This is a genomic window from Pseudomonas citronellolis, assembly GCF_900112375.1.
GTDB lineage: Bacteria > Pseudomonadota > Gammaproteobacteria > Pseudomonadales > Pseudomonadaceae > Pseudomonas > Pseudomonas citronellolis.
Genome location: NZ_FOLS01000020.1, coordinates 114,681 through 134,392 on the forward strand (window position 1 = coordinate 114,681; position 19,712 = coordinate 134,392).

Annotated in this window: 16 protein-coding genes and 2 riboswitches; of the genes, 7 read left to right on the top strand and 9 right to left on the bottom strand. The window is 70.7% G+C overall.

Annotated features, from left to right (window positions below; genetic code table 11):
* Window positions 1–90 precede the first annotated feature (90 nt).
* Window positions 91–630, bottom strand: a complete 540-nt coding sequence (locus BM060_RS19390; RefSeq protein ID WP_074982040.1) for a DUF934 domain-containing protein — start codon at window positions 628–630, stop codon at window positions 91–93.
* Complete coding sequence (nirA, locus tag BM060_RS19395) at window positions 627–2,297, bottom strand: nitrite reductase NirA (RefSeq protein WP_074982042.1); 1,671 nt, start codon at window positions 2,295–2,297, stop codon at window positions 627–629. Before nirA ends, BM060_RS19390 begins: the two co-directional genes overlap by 4 nt.
* A gap of 303 nt (window positions 2,298–2,600) precedes the next feature.
* Here nirA and ccoG point away from each other — a divergent pair, with 303 nt between their 5' ends.
* The 3 genes from ccoG (at window position 2,601) to BM060_RS33365 (ending at window position 5,716) form a co-directional block, all read left to right on the top strand.
* Window positions 2,601–4,013, top strand: a complete 1,413-nt coding sequence (gene ccoG, locus BM060_RS19400; protein ID WP_074982044.1) for a cytochrome c oxidase accessory protein CcoG — start codon at window positions 2,601–2,603, stop codon at window positions 4,011–4,013.
* 75 nt (window positions 4,014–4,088) lie between these two features.
* Window positions 4,089–5,498, top strand: a complete 1,410-nt coding sequence (gene mapR / locus BM060_RS19405; RefSeq protein WP_074982047.1) for a GntR family transcriptional regulator MpaR — start codon at window positions 4,089–4,091, stop codon at window positions 5,496–5,498.
* Between the two features lie 95 nt (window positions 5,499–5,593).
* Window positions 5,594–5,716, top strand: coding sequence for a hypothetical protein (locus BM060_RS33365; RefSeq protein ID WP_009617223.1), 123 nt, complete (start codon window positions 5,594–5,596; stop codon window positions 5,714–5,716).
* Between the two features lie 483 nt (window positions 5,717–6,199).
* Here BM060_RS33365 and cobM read toward each other — a convergent pair whose 3' ends face one another.
* Both cobM and BM060_RS19415 read right to left on the bottom strand, forming a co-directional pair.
* Window positions 6,200–6,949: a precorrin-4 C(11)-methyltransferase gene (gene cobM, locus BM060_RS19410; RefSeq protein ID WP_074982049.1), complete on the bottom strand. Its 750-nt coding sequence runs from the start codon at window positions 6,947–6,949 to the stop codon at window positions 6,200–6,202.
* 47 nt (window positions 6,950–6,996) lie between these two features.
* Window positions 6,997–7,401: a cobalamin biosynthesis protein gene (locus tag BM060_RS19415; protein ID WP_074982052.1), complete on the bottom strand. Its 405-nt coding sequence runs from the start codon at window positions 7,399–7,401 to the stop codon at window positions 6,997–6,999.
* A 99-nt stretch (window positions 7,402–7,500) separates the two neighbouring features.
* Window positions 7,501–7,691, top strand: a riboswitch (cobalamin riboswitch).
* A 92-nt stretch (window positions 7,692–7,783) separates the two neighbouring features.
* Between BM060_RS19415 and cobW the strand changes: the two genes are divergently transcribed.
* Together cobW and cobN are read left to right on the top strand one after the other, a co-directional pair.
* Window positions 7,784–8,836 carry a cobalamin biosynthesis protein CobW gene (gene cobW / locus BM060_RS19420; protein ID WP_074982054.1) on the top strand — a complete coding sequence of 351 codons (1,053 nt, stop codon included), beginning with the start codon at window positions 7,784–7,786 and terminating at the stop codon, window positions 8,834–8,836.
* 114 nt (window positions 8,837–8,950) lie between these two features.
* On the top strand, window positions 8,951–12,682 hold the full coding sequence (gene cobN / locus BM060_RS19425) for a cobaltochelatase subunit CobN (RefSeq protein ID WP_074982057.1): 3,732 nt from the start codon (window positions 8,951–8,953) through the stop codon (window positions 12,680–12,682).
* Between the two features lie 518 nt (window positions 12,683–13,200).
* Here the strand turns inward: cobN and BM060_RS19430 are convergent.
* Complete coding sequence (locus BM060_RS19430) at window positions 13,201–14,298, bottom strand: 3-deoxy-7-phosphoheptulonate synthase (protein ID WP_058488437.1); 1,098 nt, start codon at window positions 14,296–14,298, stop codon at window positions 13,201–13,203.
* 275 nt (window positions 14,299–14,573) lie between these two features.
* A complete protein-coding gene (locus tag BM060_RS33370) occupies window positions 14,574–14,708 on the bottom strand; it encodes a hypothetical protein (protein ID WP_009617212.1) in 135 nt (44 codons plus the stop codon).
* 156 nt (window positions 14,709–14,864) lie between these two features.
* Here BM060_RS33370 and BM060_RS19435 point away from each other — a divergent pair, with 156 nt between their 5' ends.
* A complete protein-coding gene (locus tag BM060_RS19435) occupies window positions 14,865–15,866 on the top strand; it encodes a magnesium chelatase ATPase subunit I (protein ID WP_074982059.1) in 1,002 nt (333 codons plus the stop codon).
* Window positions 15,848–16,531 (top strand): vWA domain-containing protein, encoded by a 684-nt coding sequence (locus tag BM060_RS19440; protein WP_074982097.1) that lies wholly within the window; start codon window positions 15,848–15,850, stop codon window positions 16,529–16,531. The genes BM060_RS19435 and BM060_RS19440 overlap by 19 nt, the downstream gene beginning before the upstream one ends.
* A gap of 7 nt (window positions 16,532–16,538) precedes the next feature.
* On the opposite strand, the gene BM060_RS19445 is transcribed toward BM060_RS19440, so the two are convergent.
* The 3 genes from BM060_RS19445 to cbiE form a co-directional block, all read right to left on the bottom strand.
* Window positions 16,539–17,162: a glutathione S-transferase family protein gene (locus BM060_RS19445; RefSeq protein ID WP_058071834.1), complete on the bottom strand. Its 624-nt coding sequence runs from the start codon at window positions 17,160–17,162 to the stop codon at window positions 16,539–16,541.
* 299 nt (window positions 17,163–17,461) lie between these two features.
* Window positions 17,462–18,190 (bottom strand): cobalt-precorrin-6A reductase, encoded by a 729-nt coding sequence (locus tag BM060_RS19450; RefSeq protein ID WP_074982062.1) that lies wholly within the window; start codon window positions 18,188–18,190, stop codon window positions 17,462–17,464.
* Entirely contained in the window at window positions 18,187–19,389 is a 1,203-nt protein-coding gene (gene cbiE / locus BM060_RS19455) for a precorrin-6y C5,15-methyltransferase (decarboxylating) subunit CbiE (protein ID WP_074982064.1), read from the bottom strand. Before cbiE ends, BM060_RS19450 begins: the two co-directional genes overlap by 4 nt.
* Before the next feature lie 78 nt (window positions 19,390–19,467).
* A riboswitch (cobalamin riboswitch) is annotated at window positions 19,468–19,651 on the top strand.
* Window positions 19,652–19,712 lie beyond the last annotated feature (61 nt).

Below are 19,712 nucleotides of genomic sequence, written 5' to 3' on the forward strand. Positions count from 1 at the left end.
CGCTTTGCCGGCATTTTTCCTGCGCACCGGAACAGCGTCAAGCGCGGCGCCACGCGCGGCGCGGCCCGGATCCCTGAAAGCGGGCGGTTTTCAGCGCCGGCGGAACAGCGGCCGCGGCTCGATCGCCGAGCGCCCGTAGAGCACGCTGAGCCCGGCCAGGCCCTTGAGCGCGTCCTCCACGGACTTGTCCGCGCGCACCGCGAAGGCGTCGAAACCGCACTGGCGCAGGTGCGCCAGCTGATCGCGCAGCACCTCGCCCACCGCGCGCAGCTCGCCGCGCCAGCCCAGGCGCCGGCGCAGCAGGTAGGCCAGGCTGTAGCCGCGGCCGTCGCGGAAGCTGGGGAAGTCGATGGCGATGAGCGGCAGTGCGTCCAGCCGGCCAACCAGCCTCTGCGGATCGTCATCCGGCCCCAGCCACACCCCGCTTTCCTGTAGGAGCGAGCTTGCTCGCGAAGCGCCCGGCTCCGCTGTTTGTTCGCGAGCAAGCTCGCTCCTACGGGTGAGCCAGAGCTCCAGCGGCAGGATGAGGTCGCCTTCGGGCAGTGTTTCAGGCACCTCGCGCAGCAGCGTCCAGGCATCGTCGCGGTCGTGCCAGGCGCCCTCGCCGCCCAGGCGGATCAGGTTGTTCATGCCGGCACCTGCGGTTGCGCGTAGACCCGCGTCTTGAACGGCTCCAGGCCGATGCGCTCGACGGTCTCGACGAAGCTCTCGCCGGCCCCGCGCCGTTCCACGTAGGTGTGGACGATGCGCTCGATCACCGCCGGTACCTCGGCGGCGCTGAACGACGGGCCTATCACCCGGCCCAGCGCGGCGCGCTTGCCCTGGGCGCCGCCGAGGGTGACCTGGTACCACTCGCTGCCGTTCTTGTCGACGCCGAGGATGCCGATGTTGCCGATGTGGTGGTGGCCGCAGGCGTTCATGCAGCCGGAGATGTTCAGGCTCAGCTCGCCCAGGTCGTGCAGGTAGTCCAGGTCCTCGAAACGCTGCTGGATGCCCTGGGCGATAGGGATCGACTTGGCGTTGGCCAGCGCGCAGTAGTCGCCGCCGGGGCAGGCGATGACGTCGGTCAGCAGGCCCTGGTTGGGCGTGCCCAGCCCGGCCGCGCAGGCCTCGCGCCAGAGCGCGTGCAGCTCGGCCTTGCGCACGTCCGGCAGCACCAGGTTCTGCTCGTGGGCCACGCGGATTTCGCCGAAGCCGTAGCGCTCGGCCCAGTCAGCGACGCGCTCCATCTGTTCGGCGGTGACGTCGCCGGGCGGCGCGGTAGCGCCTGGCTTGGTCGACAGCACCACGCTGGCGTAGCCCGGCATCTTGTGTGGGCGCACGTTGCGCGAGGCCCAGCGGGCGAAGGCGGCATCGGCGGCCAGGGCGCTGCCGTAGGCCAGCTCGTCGGCGGCGGCCTGCGCGTAGTGTGGCGGCTCGAAGGCGGCGGCGACGCGCTGGTACTCCTCCAGGGTCAGCTGCGCCTCGCCATCGCGGATGTGCAGCCACTCCTCCTCCACCTCGCGGGCGAAGGCCTCGACGCCCAGCGCCTTGACCAGGATCTTGATGCGCGCCTTGTACTTGTTGTCGCGGCGGCCGTGGCGGTTGTACACCCGCAGGATGGCCTCGACGTAGGACAGCAGGTGCTGCCATGGCAGGTCCTCGCGGATCGGCTGCGAGAGGATCGGCGTGCGCCCCAGGCCGCCGCCGACCATCACCCGCAGGCGCAGCTCGCCGGCGGCGTCACGGTAAAGGTAGAGGCCGATGTCGTGCATCATCACCGCCGCGCGGTCTTCCTCAGCGGCGCACAGGGCGATCTTGAACTTGCGCGGCAGGAACAGGAATTCCGGGTTCACCGTCGACCACTGGCGGAGGATCTCGGCCAGCGGCCGCGGGTCCAGCAGCTCGTCGGCGGCGACGCCGGCGAAGGCCTCGGTGGTGATGTTGCGCACGCAGTTGCCGGAGGTCTGGATGGCGTGCATCTCGACTTCGGCCAACTGTTCGAGGATGTCCGGCACCTGCTCCAGTTCGATCCAGTTGAACTGGATGTTCTGCCGCGTGGTGAAGTGGCCGTAGCCGCGGTCGTAGTCGCGGGCGATGCGCGCCAGGGTGCGCAGCTGGGCGCTGGCCAGGGTGCCGTAGGGAATGGCCACGCGCAGCATGTAGGCGTGCTTCTGCAGGTACAGGCCATTCTGCAGGCGCAGCGGCAGGAACTCCTCCTCGCTCAGCTGGCCGCCAAGCCGCCGCGCCACCTGGTCGCGGAACTGCGCCACGCGCTCGCGCACCAGGGCATGGTCGTAATCGTCGTATCGGTACATCGCCGGGGGCACCTCACAAGGCTGCTGCGGCGGCCTGCGTCGGGCCACCGCTGGTGATGGCGCCACTATGGCCGGCGGCCGCGCCGCGAAACAGCGGCAGATCCACCGCAAAAAAGCGGATCAGACGCCTTGCCCGAGCGGGCTGGACCGCCCTGCGACCGCGTGCCGCGTGCCGCCGCCACAGCGCAGGCCATGCCTGGCGCGGCGCATCTGATCCGGTTTTTTGCGGGAGACCTGAATCTGTTTCGTGCCCAGGGCGCTTCCTATAGTCGCGGCGCATCCCAAGCCTGATGGGCCACGACAATGAGCCAGAGAATCCCCGCGAAGATCGTCGAGATCGCCGCCCCGCAACACTTCACCCCGCCGCCCAAGCCGCTCTCGGCGGTCACCCCGGCGGTCTACACCAAGCGCTTCAGCGGCCGCTTCCGCGACCTGCGGCGGCTCGGCGGGGCGCTGCTGTTCCTGCTGTTCTTCGGCACCCTGTGGCTGCAGTGGGACGGTCGCCAGGCGGTGCTCTGGGACCTGCCCGAGCGCAAGTTCTACATCTTCGGCGCGACCTTCTGGCCGCAGGACCTGATCCTGCTCTCGGCGCTGCTGATCATCGCCGCCTTCGGCCTGTTCTTCATCACCGTGCTGGCCGGCCGCGTGTGGTGCGGCTACACCTGCCCGCAGAGCGTGTGGACCTGGATCTTCATGTGGGCCGAGCAGGTCACCGAGGGCGACCGCAACCAGCGCATGAAGCTGGACAAGGCCCCGCCCAGCGCCGCCAAGTACCTGCGCAAGGGCGCCAAGCACGGGCTCTGGCTGCTGGTCAGCCTGGCCACGGCGCTGACCTTCGTCGGCTACTTCACCCCGGTGCGGCCGCTGGTGGCGGACCTCTTCACCCTGAACCTGGACCTGGAAAGCGCCTTCTGGGTGGCCTTCTTTGCCGCCGCCACCTACGCCAACGCCGGCTGGCTGCGCGAGCAGGTGTGCATCCACATGTGCCCCTACTCGCGCTTCCAGAGCGTGATGTTCGACAAGGACACCCTGATCATTTCCTACGATGCCGCCCGCGGCGAATCCCGCGGCGCGCGCCGCAAGGACGCCGAGCCCAGGGCCCTCGGCCTGGGCGACTGCATCGACTGCCAGCAGTGCGTGCAGGTCTGCCCCACCGGCATCGACATCCGCGACGGCCTGCAGATCGCCTGCATCGGCTGCGCCGCCTGCGTCGACGCCTGCGACTCGGTGATGGACCGCATGGGCTACGCCCGCGGCCTGGTGCGCTACACCTCAGAACGTGCCCTGGAAGGCGGCCGCACCCACCTGCTGCGGCCGCGCCTGGTCGGCTACGCGGCGGTGCTGCTGGCCATGTTCGGCGCCTTCGCCTGGGCCCTGCAGGCGCGCCCGCTGATCGCCCTGGACGTGGCCCGCGACCGCGGCCTGTTCCGCGAGAACGCGGCCGGCGAGATCGAGAACGTCTACAACCTCAAGCTGATCAACAAGACCCAGCAGGCGCAGCGCTACCGCCTGGGCCTGGCCGAGGACAGCGGCTACCGCCTGCAGGGCGCCCTCGACCAGCGCCTGGAGCCGGGCGAGATCCGCGACTTCGCCGTCTCGGTGGCGCGCCTGGAACTGAGCGGCAGCGGCGGCCCGGTGCCCCTGCACTTCCGCGTGAGCGCGCAGGACGGCGAGCAGGTCGAGGCGGCCAGCACCTTCGTCGCGCCGAGGCGCTGAGCGATGGCCCCGCGGCATGGCGGCGGCGCCGCGCAACGCCTAGAGTGGGAGCTCCCCAACGGCCCCCGGGACAAGATGAAGCGCTACGAGAAATTCGCCGACGAGATCGCCGAGCTGATCCGCAACGGGGTGCTCGCCCCCGGGCAGAAGGTGCCCTCGGTGCGGCACGCCAGCCGCACCTACGGGGTCAGCGCCTCCACCGTGTTCCAGGCCTACTACCTGCTGGAGGACCGCGGCCTGATCGTGGCCCGCGCGCGCTCCGGCTACTTCGTCCGCGAGCACGTGCGCCGCGCCCTGGCCGAACCGGAGATCGCCCGCCACGAGGCGCAGACCACCGAGGTGGACGTCAGCGAGCTGGTGTTCTCGGTGCTCAGCTCGATCAAGGACCCGGACACCGTGCCCTTCGGCTCGGCCTTCCCGGCCCCGGAGCTGTTCCCCCTGCCGCGCCTGGCGCGCTCCATGGCCCATGCCGTGCGCGACATGGAGCCGCGCGCCGCGGTGGCCGACATGACCCCGGGCAGCCACGCCCTGCGCCGGCAGATCGCCCTGCGCTACATGGTCAACGGCACGCCGCTGCCGGTGGAGGAACTGGTCGTGACCAACGGCGCGCTGGAGGCGCTGAACCTGTGCCTGCAGGTGGTCACCCAGCCCGGCGACCTGGTGGCCATCGAGGCGCCGGCCTTCTACGCCACCCTGCAGGTGCTGGAACGGCTCAAGCTCAAGGCCGTGGAAATCCCCGTGCACCCGCGCGAGGGCATCGACCTGCAGGTGCTGGCCGACAGCCTGGAGCGCCTGCCGATCAAGGCCTGCTGGTTCATGAGCAATTTCCAGAACCCGCTGGGCGCGAGCATGGGCGAGGACAGCAAGCGCGCCCTCGCCGGCCTGCTGGCCCGGCACCAGGTGCCGCTGATCGAGGACGACGTCTACGCCGAGCTGTACTTCGCCCAGCAGGCGCCCAAGCCGGTGAAGGCCTACGACGCCGAAGGCCTGGTGATGCACTGCGGCAGCTTCTCCAAGAGCCTGGCGCCAGGCTACCGCGTCGGCTGGGTGGCCGGCGGGCGCTTCCACGAGCAGATCGAGCGCCTGAAGCTGATGACCAGCCTGTCGGCCTCGGTGCCGGCCCAGGCGGCCATCGCCGACTACCTGCAGCACGGCGGCTACGACCGCCACCTGCGCAAGCTGCGCCACGCCCTGGAAAGCCAGCAGCACGCCATGCTCGCCGCGGTGGCCCGGCACTTCCCCGAAGCGACGCGGGTGACCCGCCCCAGCGGCGGCTACTTCCTCTGGCTGGAACTGCCCGAACGGGTCGATGCGCTGAAACTGTTCCAGCTGGCCCACGCCCAGGGCATCAGCATCGCCCCCGGGCCGATCTTCTCCGCCACCCGCGGCTTCCGCCACTGCCTGCGGCTGAACTACGGCCACCCCTGGACGCCACGCAGCGAGAAGGCCATGGAGACACTGGGACGGATCATCCAGTCGCTGTAGCGCTGCTCCGTACATTCGGACACGATCTGTATCTGTGCGACAGATTGCCGCAGGCATAGTCTGTCAGACCAGACCCCGGACGAAGGACAGCTGCCATGGACGCGGAAACCCTGACGATCCTGCTGACAGTGGGCACCGCCCTGGGCCTGCACCTGGGCGTGCGCTGGTACATCCGCCACGGCCTGCCCGGGCGCGGGCCGGATGATTGGATGGCGTAGGGCAAGCCCCGGCGGCGCCAAGGTTAGCCCGGGCGCCGTCCGCCCTGCCAGCGGAATCGCGGATGAATCCGCTCCTACCATATCGGTGGGCACGGCTCGCTCCTACGAAGAGCATCCCGGCGCGGCCTGCAAGACAGTTGCTCCTGCAAGGTGCGGAGAAACGCCGTCGTAGGATGGGTTGAGCGAAGCGATACCCATCGCCACGGCGGGGAGCTGTGGGGGCTGGGTTTGAGAGCACCCTCTCCCTAACCCTCTCCCTGAAGGGAGAGGGGACCGTTCGGTGTGCTTGGATGTTTCGGCGTTAGCCGGCAGCGCCGTTGGTTTCCGGCTGAAACCATTCCTCCTCTCGGCACGGACTAGCCCCCTCTCCCTTCAGGGAGAGGGCTGGGGAGAGGGAAAGGCGCCACACCCAGCATCAGAGCATCCGGTTGGCACCGTTCGCGAGCAAGCTCGCTCCTACAAACAAGACCCAGCCATCTGCCGTCAATCCGGCCGGTAAAGATGTGCATGCCCCGCGCTATACAACGACGACTCCCCAAACCCCTCCGCCGCCAGCACCCGCCCAACCAGAATCAGCGCAGTCCGCTTGAAGCCCTTGGCCCGGGCCTTGGGCAGGATGTCGCCGAGGGTGCCGCTGACCTGGTCCTGGTCCGGCCAACTGGCGCGGTGGATCACCGCGATCGGGCAGTCCGCGCCGTAGTGCGGCAACAGCTCCGCGACGATCTTCTCCAGTTGGCCCACGCCCAGGTGGATGGCCATGCTCGCCCGGTGCCGCGCCAGGTCGCCCAGGGATTCACCCTCGGGCATCCTGGTGCGGCTGGCGTAGCGGGTGAGGATCAGCGTCTGCGACACCTCCGGCAGCGTCAGCTCGCAGCCCAGCAGCGCGGCGCAGGCGGCGGTGGCGGTGACACCGGGGACGATCTCGTAGGGGATGCCGAGCCGGCGCAGGTGCTGGATCTGCTCGCCGATGGCGCCGTACAGCGAAGGGTCGCCGGAATGCACGCGGGCAACGTCCTGGCCCTTCGCGTGGGCCTCGGCGAGCAGCGCGACTATCTGCTCCAGATGCAACTCGGCGGTGTTCACCACCACCTCGGCGCTGTGCCCTTCGAGCACCGCCTCGGGCACCAACGAGCCGGCGTAGAGGATCACCGGGCAGCTGCGCAGCAGGCGCTGGCCCTTGACCGTGATGAGCTCGGGATCGCCGGGGCCGGCGCCGATGAAATAGACCGTCATGGGCGTTTCGCTTCGGATCGGGAAAGGCGCAAGTCTACCCCAGCCCGCTATCCCATCAGAGCCGGCGCCATGGCCAGCGCGCAGGTGGCATTGGCGCTGCGCCGCTTGGGCACCACCAGCCGCGCCGGGCCCTCGGCCAGCGCTTCGGCCAGCGCCAGGGCCGCGGCTTCGGCGACACCAGCGCTGCCAGTGACCTGGCGGGCCCGCTCGGAAGTGGAAGTCAGCCGCTCCTCGTAAGGCGCCAGGCGCTGCGCATCCAGCAGCTCCAGGGGCAGGCGCAGTTGCCGCGACAGGTCGCGCAGGCCGCCTTCCAGGGCCTTCGCCTCGCTGCTGGCCAGGGCATTCAGCGCCGCCTCGTCGAGGCCGGCCTCGCGCAGGCAGGCGCGCAGCAGGGCGAGCAGTTCGTCGGCGCCGCAGCCACGGCGGCACCCCAGTCCGGCAACCAGTATCACGCGGGCGATCCTTCCACGGGCAGTCGCCGGGCAGCACAGCACGGCCCCGCTGGGGCGTCAACCGGCCCGGCGGCGATTGACCGCCCGCCGGGCACTGCGTAGCCTTTGCCGCTTCGAGGTTCTCCGGCCCGGCGCCGGAGCTAAGAGGGAACGTGGTCAAGGCCACGGCTGCCCCCGCAACTGTGAACGATCCAAACCCCTTCGAATGCCACTGCCCGCGGGCGGGAAGGCGAAGGCCAGGCGCGAGCCGGATCGTGAGCCAGGAGACCTGCCTCGAACCAGCATTACCACAACCGGGCGGGGTGATCCGGTGGCGGCTTCCGACGCGCGGAACCTCCGTGCGCGCGCCCCTGCCTCCCGCCATCGCAGCGCAGAGGCGACCATGCAAACCCTGGCCAAGCTCCCCGTCACCATCGTCACCGGCTTCCTCGGCGCCGGGAAGACCACCCTGCTCCGGCACATGCTCGACAACGCCGAAGGCCGCCGCATCGCGGTGATCGTCAACGAGTTCGGCGAACTGGGCATCGACGGCGAAATCCTCAAGCAATGCTCCATCGGCTGCAGCGAAGAAGAAGCCGTGGGCCGCGTCTTCGAACTGGCCAACGGCTGCCTGTGCTGCACCGTGCAGGAAGAATTCTTCCCGGTGATGCGCGAACTGGTGGCGCGCCGCGGCGAGCTGGACCAGATCCTCATCGAGACTTCCGGCCTGGCCCTGCCCAAGCCCCTGGTGCAGGCCTTCCAGTGGCCGGAAATCCGCAACGCCTGCACGGTCGATGCGGTGATCACCGTGGTCGACAGCCCGGCAGTGGCCGCCGGCACCTTCGCCGCGCATCCCGAGCAGGTGGACGAGCAGCGCAAGCAGGACCCGAACCTGGACCACGAATCGCCGCTGCACGAGTTGTTCGAAGACCAACTGGCCAGCGCCGACCTGGTGGTGCTGAACAAGGCCGACCTGCTCGACGCCGACATCCTCGCGCAAGTGCGCGCGCACGTGTCCGAAGAACTGCCGCCGGCGGTGAAGATCGTCGAAGCCAGCGCCGGCCAGCTGCCGCTGTCGGTGCTGCTGGGGATCAACGCCGAGGCCGAGCTGCACATCGACAGCCGCCCCACCCACCACGACCACGAAGGCCACGAGGACCACGATCACGACGAGTTCGACTCCTTCCACGTCGACCTCCCGGAAGTGCAGGAGCACGCCCTGCTCGCCGCCCTCGGCCAACTGGTGGAGCGCCACGCGGTGCTGCGCGTCAAGGGCTTCGCGGCCATCCCCGGCAAGCCCATGCGCCTGCTGGTGCAAGGCGTGGGCAAGCGCTTCGACAAGCACTTCGACCGCAAGTGGCTGAGCGACGAAACCCGCGCCACCCGCCTGGTGGTGATCGGCCAGGAGCTGGACCAGGCCGCCATCGCCAACGAGTTGCGCACCGCGCTCGCCTAACGCCCCCTGTAGGAGCGAGGGGGGCGCCTAGCCCTTGCTCGCGAACGGCTCCGCAGCGGGGTTGGTTCGCGAGCAAGCTCGCTCCTACGAGAAGCCATAGACCGAGGCGACCCCATGCACCTGCTGCGCACCCAACCCGGCGGCTTCGTCCCCGACGACGGCATCGCCCACCTGGCCCAGACGCCCGCCGAGCTGGTCATCCTCTGCAGCGGCGACTCGCACCTGGCGCTGCTCGCCGAGGCCGCCCGCGAACTGCCGGCGGACTACCCGAGCCTGCGCCTGGCCAACCCCATGCAGTTGCAGAACCACGCCTCGGTGGACCTCTACGTCGACGAGGTGCTGCGGCACGCCAAGGTCATCCTGATCTCGGTGCACGGCGGCGTCGGCTACTGGCGCTACGGCATCGAGCAACTGGTGGCCCTGGCCGAGCGCGGCGCCACGCTGATCCTGGTGCCCGGCGACGACAAGCCCGACCCCGAACTCACCGCGCTGTGCAGCGTGCCCCCCGAGGAGGCCGAACGCCTCTGGCAGTACCTGCGCCAGGGCGGCCTGGACAACGCCCGGCAATTCTTCGCCAACCTGGCCAGCCAGTACCTGGACCGCGCCTATCCCTGGAACGAACCGCGCGCCCTGCCCCGCGTCGCCCTGCACCACCCCGGCCACGCCGCAGCCGAACTCGGCCACTGGCAGGCCGAGTGGAACCCCGGCTGGCCGGTGGCGGCGCTGCTGTTCTACCGCACCCACCTGCAGGCGGCGAACACCGGCTTCATCGACACCTTCTGCGCCAGCCTGCGCGCGCAGCAGCTCAACCCGCTGCCGATCGCCGTGGCCAGCCTCAAGGAAGCGGCCTGCCTGGAACAGGTCGAGGCCCTGCTGGACGAGGCCTGCGCCGAGCTGATCATCAACACCACCGGCTTCGCCCAGTCCAACCCGGACGCGCCCCAGGCCCGCCCGTTCCGCCGCGACGTGCCGGTGCTGCAGGCCATCTGCTCGCTGGACAACCTCGAACTGTGGCGCGCCAACGCCCAGGGCCTGGGCCCGCGCGACCTGGCCATGCACGTGGCGCTGCCGGAACTGGACGGCCGCCTGATCACCCGCCCCATCAGCTTCAAGGGCCTGGCCTGGCGCAGCGAGCGCAGCCAGAGCGACGTGGTCTGCTACCTGGCGCACCGCCCGGGCATGGATTTCGTCGCAGAGCTGGCGCGGCGCTGGGTGCTGCTGGCGCGCAAGGCCAACGCCGACAAGCGCGTGGCGCTGATCCTGGCCAACTACCCGACCCGCGACGGGCGCATCGGCAACGGCGTCGGCCTGGATACGCCCGCGGCGGCGCTGAACATCCTGCGGGCGATGGAGGCCTCGGGCTACCCGGTGGCCGGCCTGCCGGAGACTGGCGACGCGCTTATCCACAGCCTGCTCGGCGGGGTGAGCAACGACCTCGACAACCTCGACCTGCGCCCCTGCGCCCAGAGCCTGGCGCTGGCCGACTACCTGGCCTGCTTCGCGCGCCTGCCCGAGGCCAACCAGCGCGCCGTGCGCGAACGCTGGGGCGAGCCCGAGCAGGACCCGATGCACCGCAACGGGCGCATGATGGTCGCCGGCCTGCGCCTGGGCCTGGCCTTCGTCGGCATCCAGCCGGCGCGCGGCTACCAGCTCGACCCGGCGGCCATCTACCACGACCCGGCGCTGGTCCCGCCGCACGGCTACCTGGCCTTCTACTTCTGGCTGCGCGAGGCCTTCGGCGCCGATGCGCTGATCCACGTCGGCAAGCACGGCAACCTCGAATGGCTGCCGGGCAAGGGCGTGGGCCTGTCCGAAGAATGCTGGCCGGACGCGATCCTCGGCCCGCTGCCGAACCTTTACCCGTTCATCGTCAACGACCCCGGCGAGGGCGCCCAGGCCAAGCGCCGCAGCCAGGCGCTGATCATCGACCACCTGATGCCGCCGCTGACCCGCGCCGAGAACTACGGCCCGCTGCGCGACCTGGAGCGCCTGGCCGACGAGTACTACGACGCCTCGCTGCTGGACCCGCGCCGCGCCGTGCAGCTGCGCGGGGAAATCCTCGACGCGGTGCGCGCCGCCGCCCTGGACCGCGAGCTGGGCCTGCAACTCAACGACGACGAAGACAGCTGGCTGCCGCAGTTGGACGCCTACCTCTGCGACCTCAAGGAATCGCAGATTCGCGACGGCCTGCACGTGTTCGGCGAATCGCCGGCGGGCCAGTTGCGCCGCGACACCCTGCTGTCGCTGGTGCGCATCCCCCGGGGCGACGGCAAGGGCGGCAACGCCAGCCTGCTGCGCGCCCTGGCGGCGGACCTGCAACTGGGCCGCGATCCGCTGGACAGCAACTTCGCCGAGCCCTGGGACGGCCCGCGCCCCAAGGTGCTCCAGCAAGTCAGCGACGAGCCCTGGCGCAGCAACGGCGACACCCGCGAGCGCCTGGAACTGCTGGCCCTGCAATTGATCGAGCAGGACCTCGACGGCCCCGGCGCAGCCAGCGCGCTGGTCCTCCGGCAACTGCGCGAAAACGTGGCGCCACTGCTGGACGCCTGTGGCGCCAACGAGATCGGCCAGCTGCTCGCCGGGCTGAACGGCCGCTTCGTCCCCGCCGGCCCCAGCGGCGCGCCCAGCCGCGGGCGCCTGGACGTGCTGCCCACCGGGCGCAACTTCTTCACCGTGGACGTGCGCAACCTGCCCACGCCCACCGCCTACCGCCTCGGCTTCCAGTCCGCCAGCCGACTGCTGGAGCGCCACCTGCAGGACCACGGCGACCACCTGCGCCAGCTCGGCCTTTCGGTGTGGGGCACGGCGACCATGCGCAGCGGCGGCGACGACATCGCCCAGGCCCTGGCGCTGCTCGGCGTGCGCCCGGTGTGGCAGGCCGGCAGCCAGCGCGTGGAAGACTTCGAGATACTGCCGCTGAGCCTGCTCGACCGCCCGCGGGTGGACGTGACCCTGCGCGTCTCCGGGTTCTTCCGCGACGCCTTCGCCAACCTCATACGCCTGTTCGACGCCGCGGTGCAGGCGGTGGCAGCGCTGGACGAGCCGGAAGACATGAACCCCCTGGCCGCCCGCGTGCGCGCCGAAAGCACGCAACTGCAAGCCAGCGGCGTGACCGAGGAAGAAGCCCGGCGCCAGGCCGGCTGGCGCATCTTCGGCGCCCAGCCCGGGGCCTACGGCGCGGGCGTGCAGGGGGTGATCGAGGAACGCAGCTGGGAAAGCCGCGCCGACCTCGCCGCGGCCTACCTCAACTGGGGCGGCTACGCCTACGGCGCCGGCGACGACGGCACCCCGGCCCGCGAACGCTTCGCCCAGCGCCTGGACGGCCTGCAGGCGGTGCTGCACAACCAGGACAACCGCGAGCACGACATCCTCGATTCCAACGACTACTACCAGTTCCAGGGCGGCATGCTCGCCGCCGCCGAAGTCATCCAGGACCGCCGCGTGGCCAGCTACCACGGCGACCACAGCCAGCCGGACAACCCGCGCATCCGCACGCTGAAGGAAGAACTCGGCCGCGTGCTGCGCGCCCGCGCGGTGAACCCGAAATGGATCGCAGGGATGAAGCGCCACGGCTACAAGGGCGCCTTCGAAATGGCCGCCACGGTGGACTACCTGTTCGCCTTCGACGCCACCAGCGAACTGGTGGAAGACCACCAGTACCAGCTACTGGCCGACGCCTACCTGCTGGACGAAGACACCCGCAAATTCATCCAACGCCACAACCCCGAGGCCCTGCGCGACATGGCCGAACGCCTGCTGGAGGCGCAGCAGCGTGGGCTTTGGCAGGAGCCTGGGGAGTATCGTGAGGCGTTGGAGAACATTCTGGTGGATAGCGAGGAGCAGTGAGGCGCGCGCTGGCTCTTCGTAGGAGCGAGCTTGCTCGCGAACGGAGTTTTCCGACCATGCCGGTGCCTGGCATGAGAGCGCCCTCTCCCTAACCCTCGGCTGCGCGCCCCGCCCTGAAGGGAGAGGGGACCGTTCGGAGTACGTGGGTATTCCTGAGTCAGCCGGCTAGTACGAAGTCGCCGGCTGACTCCAAATCCATTCTCGACACGGACTAGCCCCCTCTCCCTTCAGGGAGAGGGCTGGGGAGAGGGAAAGGCGCCCAGCCCAGCATCAGAGCAGCCGGTTGGCACCGTTCGCGAGCAAGCTCGCTCCTACAAGCCTCACCCCCGCCGGATCCAGTAACGTAGGGCGTATAACCGTTCGCGGTTATACGCCGATACACCCACCTCATGCCCGGCCTCCCGGTCGACCCCGAAGCGCCCCCCAAACAGCGGCTCCGTAACGGGCCCCCGGAGCACGCGGAAACATCGGATAAACGGCGTATAACGCGGAGCGTTATACGCCCTACGCCGAGCCCATTACCCCCGCCGCAACCGCCCCGCCGCATCCAGCAACAACGCCTCGGTCCCGCTCCACCCCAGGCACCCATCGGTAATGGAAACCCCATAACGCAGCTCCCCCTTCAACGGCTGGCAGCCGTCGAACAGGTGGCTCTCCAGCATCACCCCGCGCAGCGAGGCGTCGCCGCCCAGGCGCTGGTCGAGCACGCTGGCCAGCACCGCCGGCTGGCGCAGTGGGTCCTTGGCGCTGTTGGCGTGGCTGCAGTCGACCATGATCCGCGCCGGGATGCCCTGCTTTTCCAGCCCCTCGCGGGCCGCGCGCACGCTGGCCACGTCGTAGTTCGGCCCGCCGTGGCCGCCGCGCAGCACCAGGTGGGTGTCCGGGTTGCCGAGGGTCTGCACCAGCGCCGGGCGGCCCAGGCCGTCGATGCCGAAGTGCTGGTGCGGGTGCGCCGCCGAGCGCATGGCGTCGCAGGCGATGCCGAGGCTGCCGTCGGTGCCGTTCTTGAAGCCCACCGGCAGGTCCAGGCCGCTGACCATCTCGCGGTGCACCTGGGATTCGCTGGTGCGCGCGCCGATGGCGGCCCAGCCCAACAGGTCGTCGAGGTAGCCGGCCACCAGCGGCTGCAGCAGCTCGGTGGCCACCGGCAGGCCGCGTTCGAGCATGTCCAGCATCAGCCGGCGCGACAGCGCCAGGCCCTCGGCCATGTCGCCGCTGCCGTCCAGGCGCGGGTCGTACACCAGGCCCTTCCAGCCGACGGTGGTGCGCGGCTTCTCGACGTAGGCGCGCATCACCAGCAGCAGCTGGTCGCTCACTTCGGGGGCCAGTGCGGCGAGGCGTTCGGCGTAGTCGAGGGCGGAATCGGCGTCGTGCAGGGAACAGGGGCCGACCACCACCAGCAGGCGCGGGTCGCGGCCGTCGAGGATGGCGCGGATGGCCTGGCGGTCGTGCTGTACGCGTTCGGCCAGGGCGGCGGAAAGCGGCAGGCGCTGGCGCAGTTCGGCGGGGCTCGGCAGCGGCTGTTCGCGGCGGCGGGCGGAGGGGCGCGGCAGTTCGAGGACTTCGGCGGACTGCGGCAGGTCGTTGCGGATCAGGGCGGAAACGGAGGAATTCATGGACTGGCATCCTTGGCCGGCGCGGTCATGGCCGCGCGCGGCGCTATCTGAGTGTTCGACTGAGTAGTTCGGGTGTGGCAGCGGTACGGCTGCTAAATCGCCAGTCGGAGGTGCGGTAATAGCGGTAGGTGGTGTAGGCGGTCATGTTTCGATCCTCTGTTGGAATTGCGTTGGCCTTGTGGGCCGGAAAAACAAAAACCCCGGTCGGGTTGCCGACCGGGGTTTCGTGAAACTGTCTGGTTGGCGACCCTGCTTGCTAGGGCGCCTGTGGGGTATCAGGCGCGCCTGTGGCTAAACCAATACCCATAGAAGAAATAACCGGCGGCAGCGGCCAGCACCTGCGCGCGAACGACCGCGGAGCCGAGGGCACCGGGGCGGGCGAGGGACTGGATGGACAGGCTGGACGGCATGGTTATCTCCACAAGATGCCGGCCAAGCTACCGCATCGGCGCGGGGCTTTCAATCATCCTTTCCTATCGCCTTCATCGACGGCGCCTCGCCCGGCCGCGCCGGCTTCGCTACCATTCGCCTTTCAAGCATGCCCAAGCTCGCCGCAGGTAACGCCCATGCAACCGCACTTCCCCCTCGCCGCCGTGGTCGCCGCCGACGACCTGAAACTGGCGCTGTGCCTGGCCGCCATCGACCCGGCCATCGGCGGGGTGCTGATCGAGGGCCCGCGCGGCATGGCCAAGTCGACCCTGGCCCGCGGCGTGGCCGACCTGCTCGACGGCGGGCGCTTCGTCACCCTGCCCCTGGGCGCCAGCGAGGAACGCATCGTCGGCACCCTGGACCTCGACGCCGCCCTGGGCGAGGGCCGCGCGCGCTTCTCCCCGGGCATCCTGGCCAATGCCGACGGCGGCGTGCTCTATGTCGACGAGGTGAACCTGCTGCCCGACCACCTGGTGGACCTGCTGCTGGACGTGGCCGCCAGCGGCGTCAACCACGTCGAGCGCGACGGCCTGTCCCACAGCCACCCGGCGCGCTTCGTGCTGATCGGCACCATGAACCCCGAGGAAGGCGAACTGCGCCCGCAGTTGCTGGACCGCTTCGGCCTCAAGGTCGAGCTGGGCGGCACGCCGCCGCCGGCCGAGCGCGCCGAGATCGTCCGCCGCCGCCTGGCCTTCGACGCCGACCCACAGGCCTTCCTCGGCCACTGGCAGGCCGAGCAGGACGCCCTGCGCCAGCGCTGCGCCCAGGCCCGCCAGCGCCTGCTGGGCATCCCCCTGGACGACGCCGCGCTGCAGGCCATCGCCGAGCGCTGCTACGCCGCCGGGGTGGACGGCCTGCGCGCCGACCTGGTCTGGCTGCGCGGCGCCCGCGCCCATGCCGCCTGGCGCGGCGCCGAGCGCATCGAGAAGGAAGATATCGACGCCCTGGAGCCCTTCGCCCTCGCCCATCGCCGCCGTCATACACCGCCAGCACCGGCGCAGCCGCAGGCACCCCAGGCCCCGGCCGCCAACCAGCCCGAACAAGGCGCGCAAAACGAAGGCCAGTGGGGCGAACTGCCACCCCGCGCCGTGCCCGCCGGCGCCGCCCGCGAACTGCCGGGCTGGCCAAAAAAGCCCTGAGCATCCGCCCGCGCCCGGCCCCAGGCGCGGATGCCAGCCCCACACCCGGCCAACTCGCCGGCGGCCGCAGCGGCGCCCGCCGGCACGGCGCGCAGTCGCGCGTCGATTGGCCAGCCACCTTCCTTCGCGGGCGCCCGAAGAAGCGTGACGACCTGGTGCTGCGCGCCCGCAGCGCCAAGCCCCGCGAACTCTGGCTGGTGATCGTCGACGCCTCGGCCAGCACCCGCCGGCACGGCGCCTTGGGCCAGGCCAAGGGCCTGCTGGCGGAGGTCTTCGAGCAGGCCTACCGGCAACGCGCGCGCCTGGCCGTGCTGCACGCCGCGGGACGGCAGCCGCGCTGGCTGTGGCAGGGGCAGAAGGCTTCGGCGCAGCTGCGCGACTGGCTGCATGAACTGGGCGCCGGCGGCGGCACGCCGCTGCCCGAGGCGCTGGCCCAGGCCGCCGACTGGCTGCAGCAGCGCCAACGCCACAAGCCCGGCGAACGCCAGCGCCTGCTGATCGTCACCGATGGCCGCCTGAGCGACTGCCCGTCCCTGGCGCCGCTGCCCTGCGCCAGCCTGCTGGTGGATATCGAGAGCGGCCCGGTGCGCCTCGGCCGCGCCCGCCAGTTGGCCGCGAACCTCGGCGCCGAATACCGCGCCATCGGCGACCTGCCCCTGCGCTGAAGCAGGCTCAGGGCAGGCCGTTGCAACCGTGCTCGCAGAACCCCGGACGCTGGCCCAGCCGCTGGTAATAGGCGGCCACGGCCGGCAGTTCGGGGCGCTGCATCGGCGTCATGAACCAGCGCTGCACCGACAGGCCGATGGCGACGTCGGCCAGGCTGAAACGCTCGCCGGCGACATGGGCGCCGGTGCGCTCCAGCTGGCGGTCGAGCAGCGCCATCAGCCGGCCCCATTCCCGCTCGCTCGCCGCGATGGCCGCGGCATCGGCATGGGCCGGGCTGTTGCGCACCCGCGCCATGAACACGTAGCGCCAGGCGTTGTTCAGCTCGGTGGCCTGCCAGCCCATCCACTGCTCCACCAGCGCCCGTTCGCGAGGCGCGGACGGCAGCAGCTCGTCGCGCGGGTACTGGCTGGCGAGGTAACTGCAGATGGCATTGCTCTCCCAGAGCACGAAATCGCCGTCCACCAGCACCGGCACCAGCGCATTGGGATTGAGCGCGAGGAATTCCTCCGAGTCGGTGGCGCGGAAACCGCTGCCCCAGTCTTCCCTGGCGTAGGGAAGCTGCAGCTCGGCGCAGGTCCACAGTACCTTGCGCACGTTGATCGATGAGGCCTTGCCGAGGATTCGCAACATTCCGCCACTCCCTGTTCGCGTCGTGCGTATGACCGTTCGCGGTTATACGCCGACGCCCCCGCCGCGTCGATCGCGCCGGCTGACGCCGGACAACCCGCCCACGCCGGACGGCCCCCTCTCCCGCTTGCGGGAGAGGGTTGGGGAGAGGGGCTCTCATGCGAGTGGGCACAGCGCTGTCGATCCACCTCGGACAGCTCCAGCTTCGGCAATGTGTCGGCGGGCAGTTCGCGAGCAAGCTCGCTCCTACGAAGAGCGCAGGGGCACAACCAGTAGGAGCGAGCTTGCTCGCGAACCCAGCCTTACAGAAGCGGCTCCAACGCCGTCCACAGTGCCTCGACGCTGTCGAACCGCCGATCCACCTCAGGCAATTCCGGCCGCGCCAGGATCAGCACCGGCACGCCCCGCTCCCTCGCCACCTGCAACTTCGGCTCGGTGGCCTGGCTGCCGCTGTTCTTGCTCACCAGCACGTCGGTGCCCAGGCGCACGAACAGCTCGCGCTCGCCCTCCAGGCTGAAGGGTCCGCGCGCGCCCAGCACCTCGGCGCGTTCGGTTCCGGGCAGGCTCTGCAAACAGCGCACGGTCCAGAACTGATGTTCGGGAATCTCACCGAGGTGCTCCAGCGGCTCACGCCCCAGGGTGAACAGCGGCCGCTCGAACGGCGCCAGGGCGGCGATCAGCTGCGCCCAGCCTTCCACCTCGCGCCAATCGTCACCGGCCCGGGGATGCCAGCCGGGGCGACGCAGCGCCCAGCAGGGCACGCCGGCCAGCTGCGCGGCGCGGGCGGCGTTGCGGCTGATCTGCGCGGCGTAGGGATGGGTGGCGTCGAGCAGCAGGTCGTAGCCCTGCCCGGCGATGAAATCCGCCAGGCCCTCCGCGCCGCCGTAGCCGCCGACGCGCACCTGGCAGGCCAGGTCGTCCGGCACCTTGCCCAGGCCAGCCAGGCTGTACAGGTGACCGGGACCGAGGCGGCGGGCGATGGCCAGGGCCTCGCCGATGCCGCCCAGCAGCAGGATGCGTTTGCCGCTCACGGCTTGCGCACCGCCAGCAGGGTGATCGGCAGGGCCGCGCGCCAGGTGTCGAAACCGCCCAGGGGCTGCGCCTGGGCCACCTGCAGGCGCACCAGCTCGCCGCCGTGACGTTCGCGCCAGCCGACCAGGGCCGCCTCGCTCTGCAGGGTCACCGCGTTGGCCAACAGCCGGCCGCCGGGCTTGAGGCAATCCCAGCAGTACTCCAGCACGCCCGGCACGGTGACGCCGCCGCCGATGAAGATGGCGTCCGGCGCCTCCAGGCCTTCCAGGGCTTCCGGCGCGCGCCCGGCCACCAGCTGCAGGCCGGGCACGCCAAGGGCGTCGCGGTTGTGGGCGATGTGCCCGAGGCGGCTTTCATCGGCCTCGATGGCGAAGGCCCGGCAAGCGGGGTGCGCGCGCATCCATTCGATGCCGATGGAGCCGCAGCCGGCGCCGACGTCCCAGAGCAGTTCGCCCGGCTCCGGGGCCAGGCGCGCGAGGGTCACCGCGCGCACGTCGCGCTTGGTCAGCTGGCCGTCGTGGCGGTAGGCGTCGTCGGGCAGGCCGGGGGTCAGCGCCAGGCGCCGGGCATCGGCGCCGGCCACGCAGTCGATGGCCAGCACGTTGAGCGCGGCGGCCTCGTCCAGCGACCAGTCGGCGGCCAGGCCGTCGATGCGCCGCTCGCGCTCGCCGCCCAGGTGCTCCAGCACGCTCAGCCGGCTCGGCGCGAAGCCGCGTTCGCGCAACAGCGCGGCCACCGCTGCCGGGCTGCGGCCATCGGCGCACAGCACCAGCAGGCGGCGCCCCGGATGCAGGCGCGCGTTCAGCGCCGCCAGCGGGCGGCCCACCAGCGACAGCAGCTCCACGTCCTGCAGCGCCCAGCCCAGCCGCGCCGCCGCCAGGCTCACCGAGGATGGCGCCGGCAGCACGCGTATTTCCGCCGCCGGCAGCTGCCGCGCCAGGCTCGCTCCCACGCCGAAGAACAGCGGGTCGCCGCTGGCCAGCACGCAGGTCGGAGTACCGCGCCGCGCCAGCAGCGGCGCCATGTCGAAGGGACTCGGCCAGCGCCTGCGCTGCGCGCCGATGCACGGCGGCAGCAGGGCCAGCTGGCGCTCGCCGCCGAACACGTCGCTGGCCGCCAGCAGGGCGCGGCGGGCGGTCTTGCCGAGGCCGGCATAGCCGTCCTCGCCGATGCCGACGATGGTCAGCCAGGGCGTCATGGGGGTTCCTCTGCGTTGCGACACTGCGCCGCCGAGCGTTCCGACGGGCAGGGTTTTCAAGGGGTCGGGCAAAGCGGGCATAATACAGCCTTCGTCGGTGCCCATCAGGGCCGAAGAGGGAACGCGCAGGAGCCATCCAAGCGCGGCTGCCCCCGCAACTGTAAGCAGCGAGTCCACGCGTCATTGGCCACTGGGAGACCGGGAAGGCCGCGTCGGGCGACGACCTGCCAGCCAGGAGACCTGCCGACGGGACCAGTCGCGCGTGCAAGCATCGAGCGGGGTGTATCGATGTTGTAGATCCTCCCACCAGGGGCGATCCGCAA

What these genes read in the sequence shown, in the direction of transcription:
- cbiE (WP_074982064.1), bottom strand. Translation starts at nt 19,389, where the DNA reads ATGACGCCCTGGCTGACCATCGTCGGCATCGGCGAGGACGGCTATGCC.
- BM060_RS33365 (WP_009617223.1), top strand. Translation starts at nt 5,594, where the DNA reads ATGGACGCGGAAACCCTGACGATCCTGCTGACAGTGGGCACCGCCCTG.
- BM060_RS19390 (WP_074982040.1), bottom strand. Translation starts at nt 630, where the DNA reads ATGAACAACCTGATCCGCCTGGGCGGCGAGGGCGCCTGGCACGACCGC.
- cobM (WP_074982049.1), bottom strand. Translation starts at nt 6,949, where the DNA reads ATGACGGTCTATTTCATCGGCGCCGGCCCCGGCGATCCCGAGCTCATC.
- BM060_RS19435 (WP_074982059.1), top strand. Translation starts at nt 14,865, where the DNA reads ATGCAACCGCACTTCCCCCTCGCCGCCGTGGTCGCCGCCGACGACCTG.
- cobN (WP_074982057.1), top strand. Translation starts at nt 8,951, where the DNA reads ATGCACCTGCTGCGCACCCAACCCGGCGGCTTCGTCCCCGACGACGGC.
- nirA (WP_074982042.1), bottom strand. Translation starts at nt 2,297, where the DNA reads ATGTACCGATACGACGATTACGACCATGCCCTGGTGCGCGAGCGCGTG.
- BM060_RS33370 (WP_009617212.1), bottom strand. Translation starts at nt 14,708, where the DNA reads ATGCCGTCCAGCCTGTCCATCCAGTCCCTCGCCCGCCCCGGTGCCCTC.
- BM060_RS19430 (WP_058488437.1), bottom strand. Translation starts at nt 14,298, where the DNA reads ATGAATTCCTCCGTTTCCGCCCTGATCCGCAACGACCTGCCGCAGTCC.
- ccoG (WP_074982044.1), top strand. Translation starts at nt 2,601, where the DNA reads ATGAGCCAGAGAATCCCCGCGAAGATCGTCGAGATCGCCGCCCCGCAA.
- BM060_RS19445 (WP_058071834.1), bottom strand. Translation starts at nt 17,162, where the DNA reads ATGTTGCGAATCCTCGGCAAGGCCTCATCGATCAACGTGCGCAAGGTA.
- cobW (WP_074982054.1), top strand. Translation starts at nt 7,784, where the DNA reads ATGCAAACCCTGGCCAAGCTCCCCGTCACCATCGTCACCGGCTTCCTC.
- mapR (WP_074982047.1), top strand. Translation starts at nt 4,089, where the DNA reads ATGAAGCGCTACGAGAAATTCGCCGACGAGATCGCCGAGCTGATCCGC.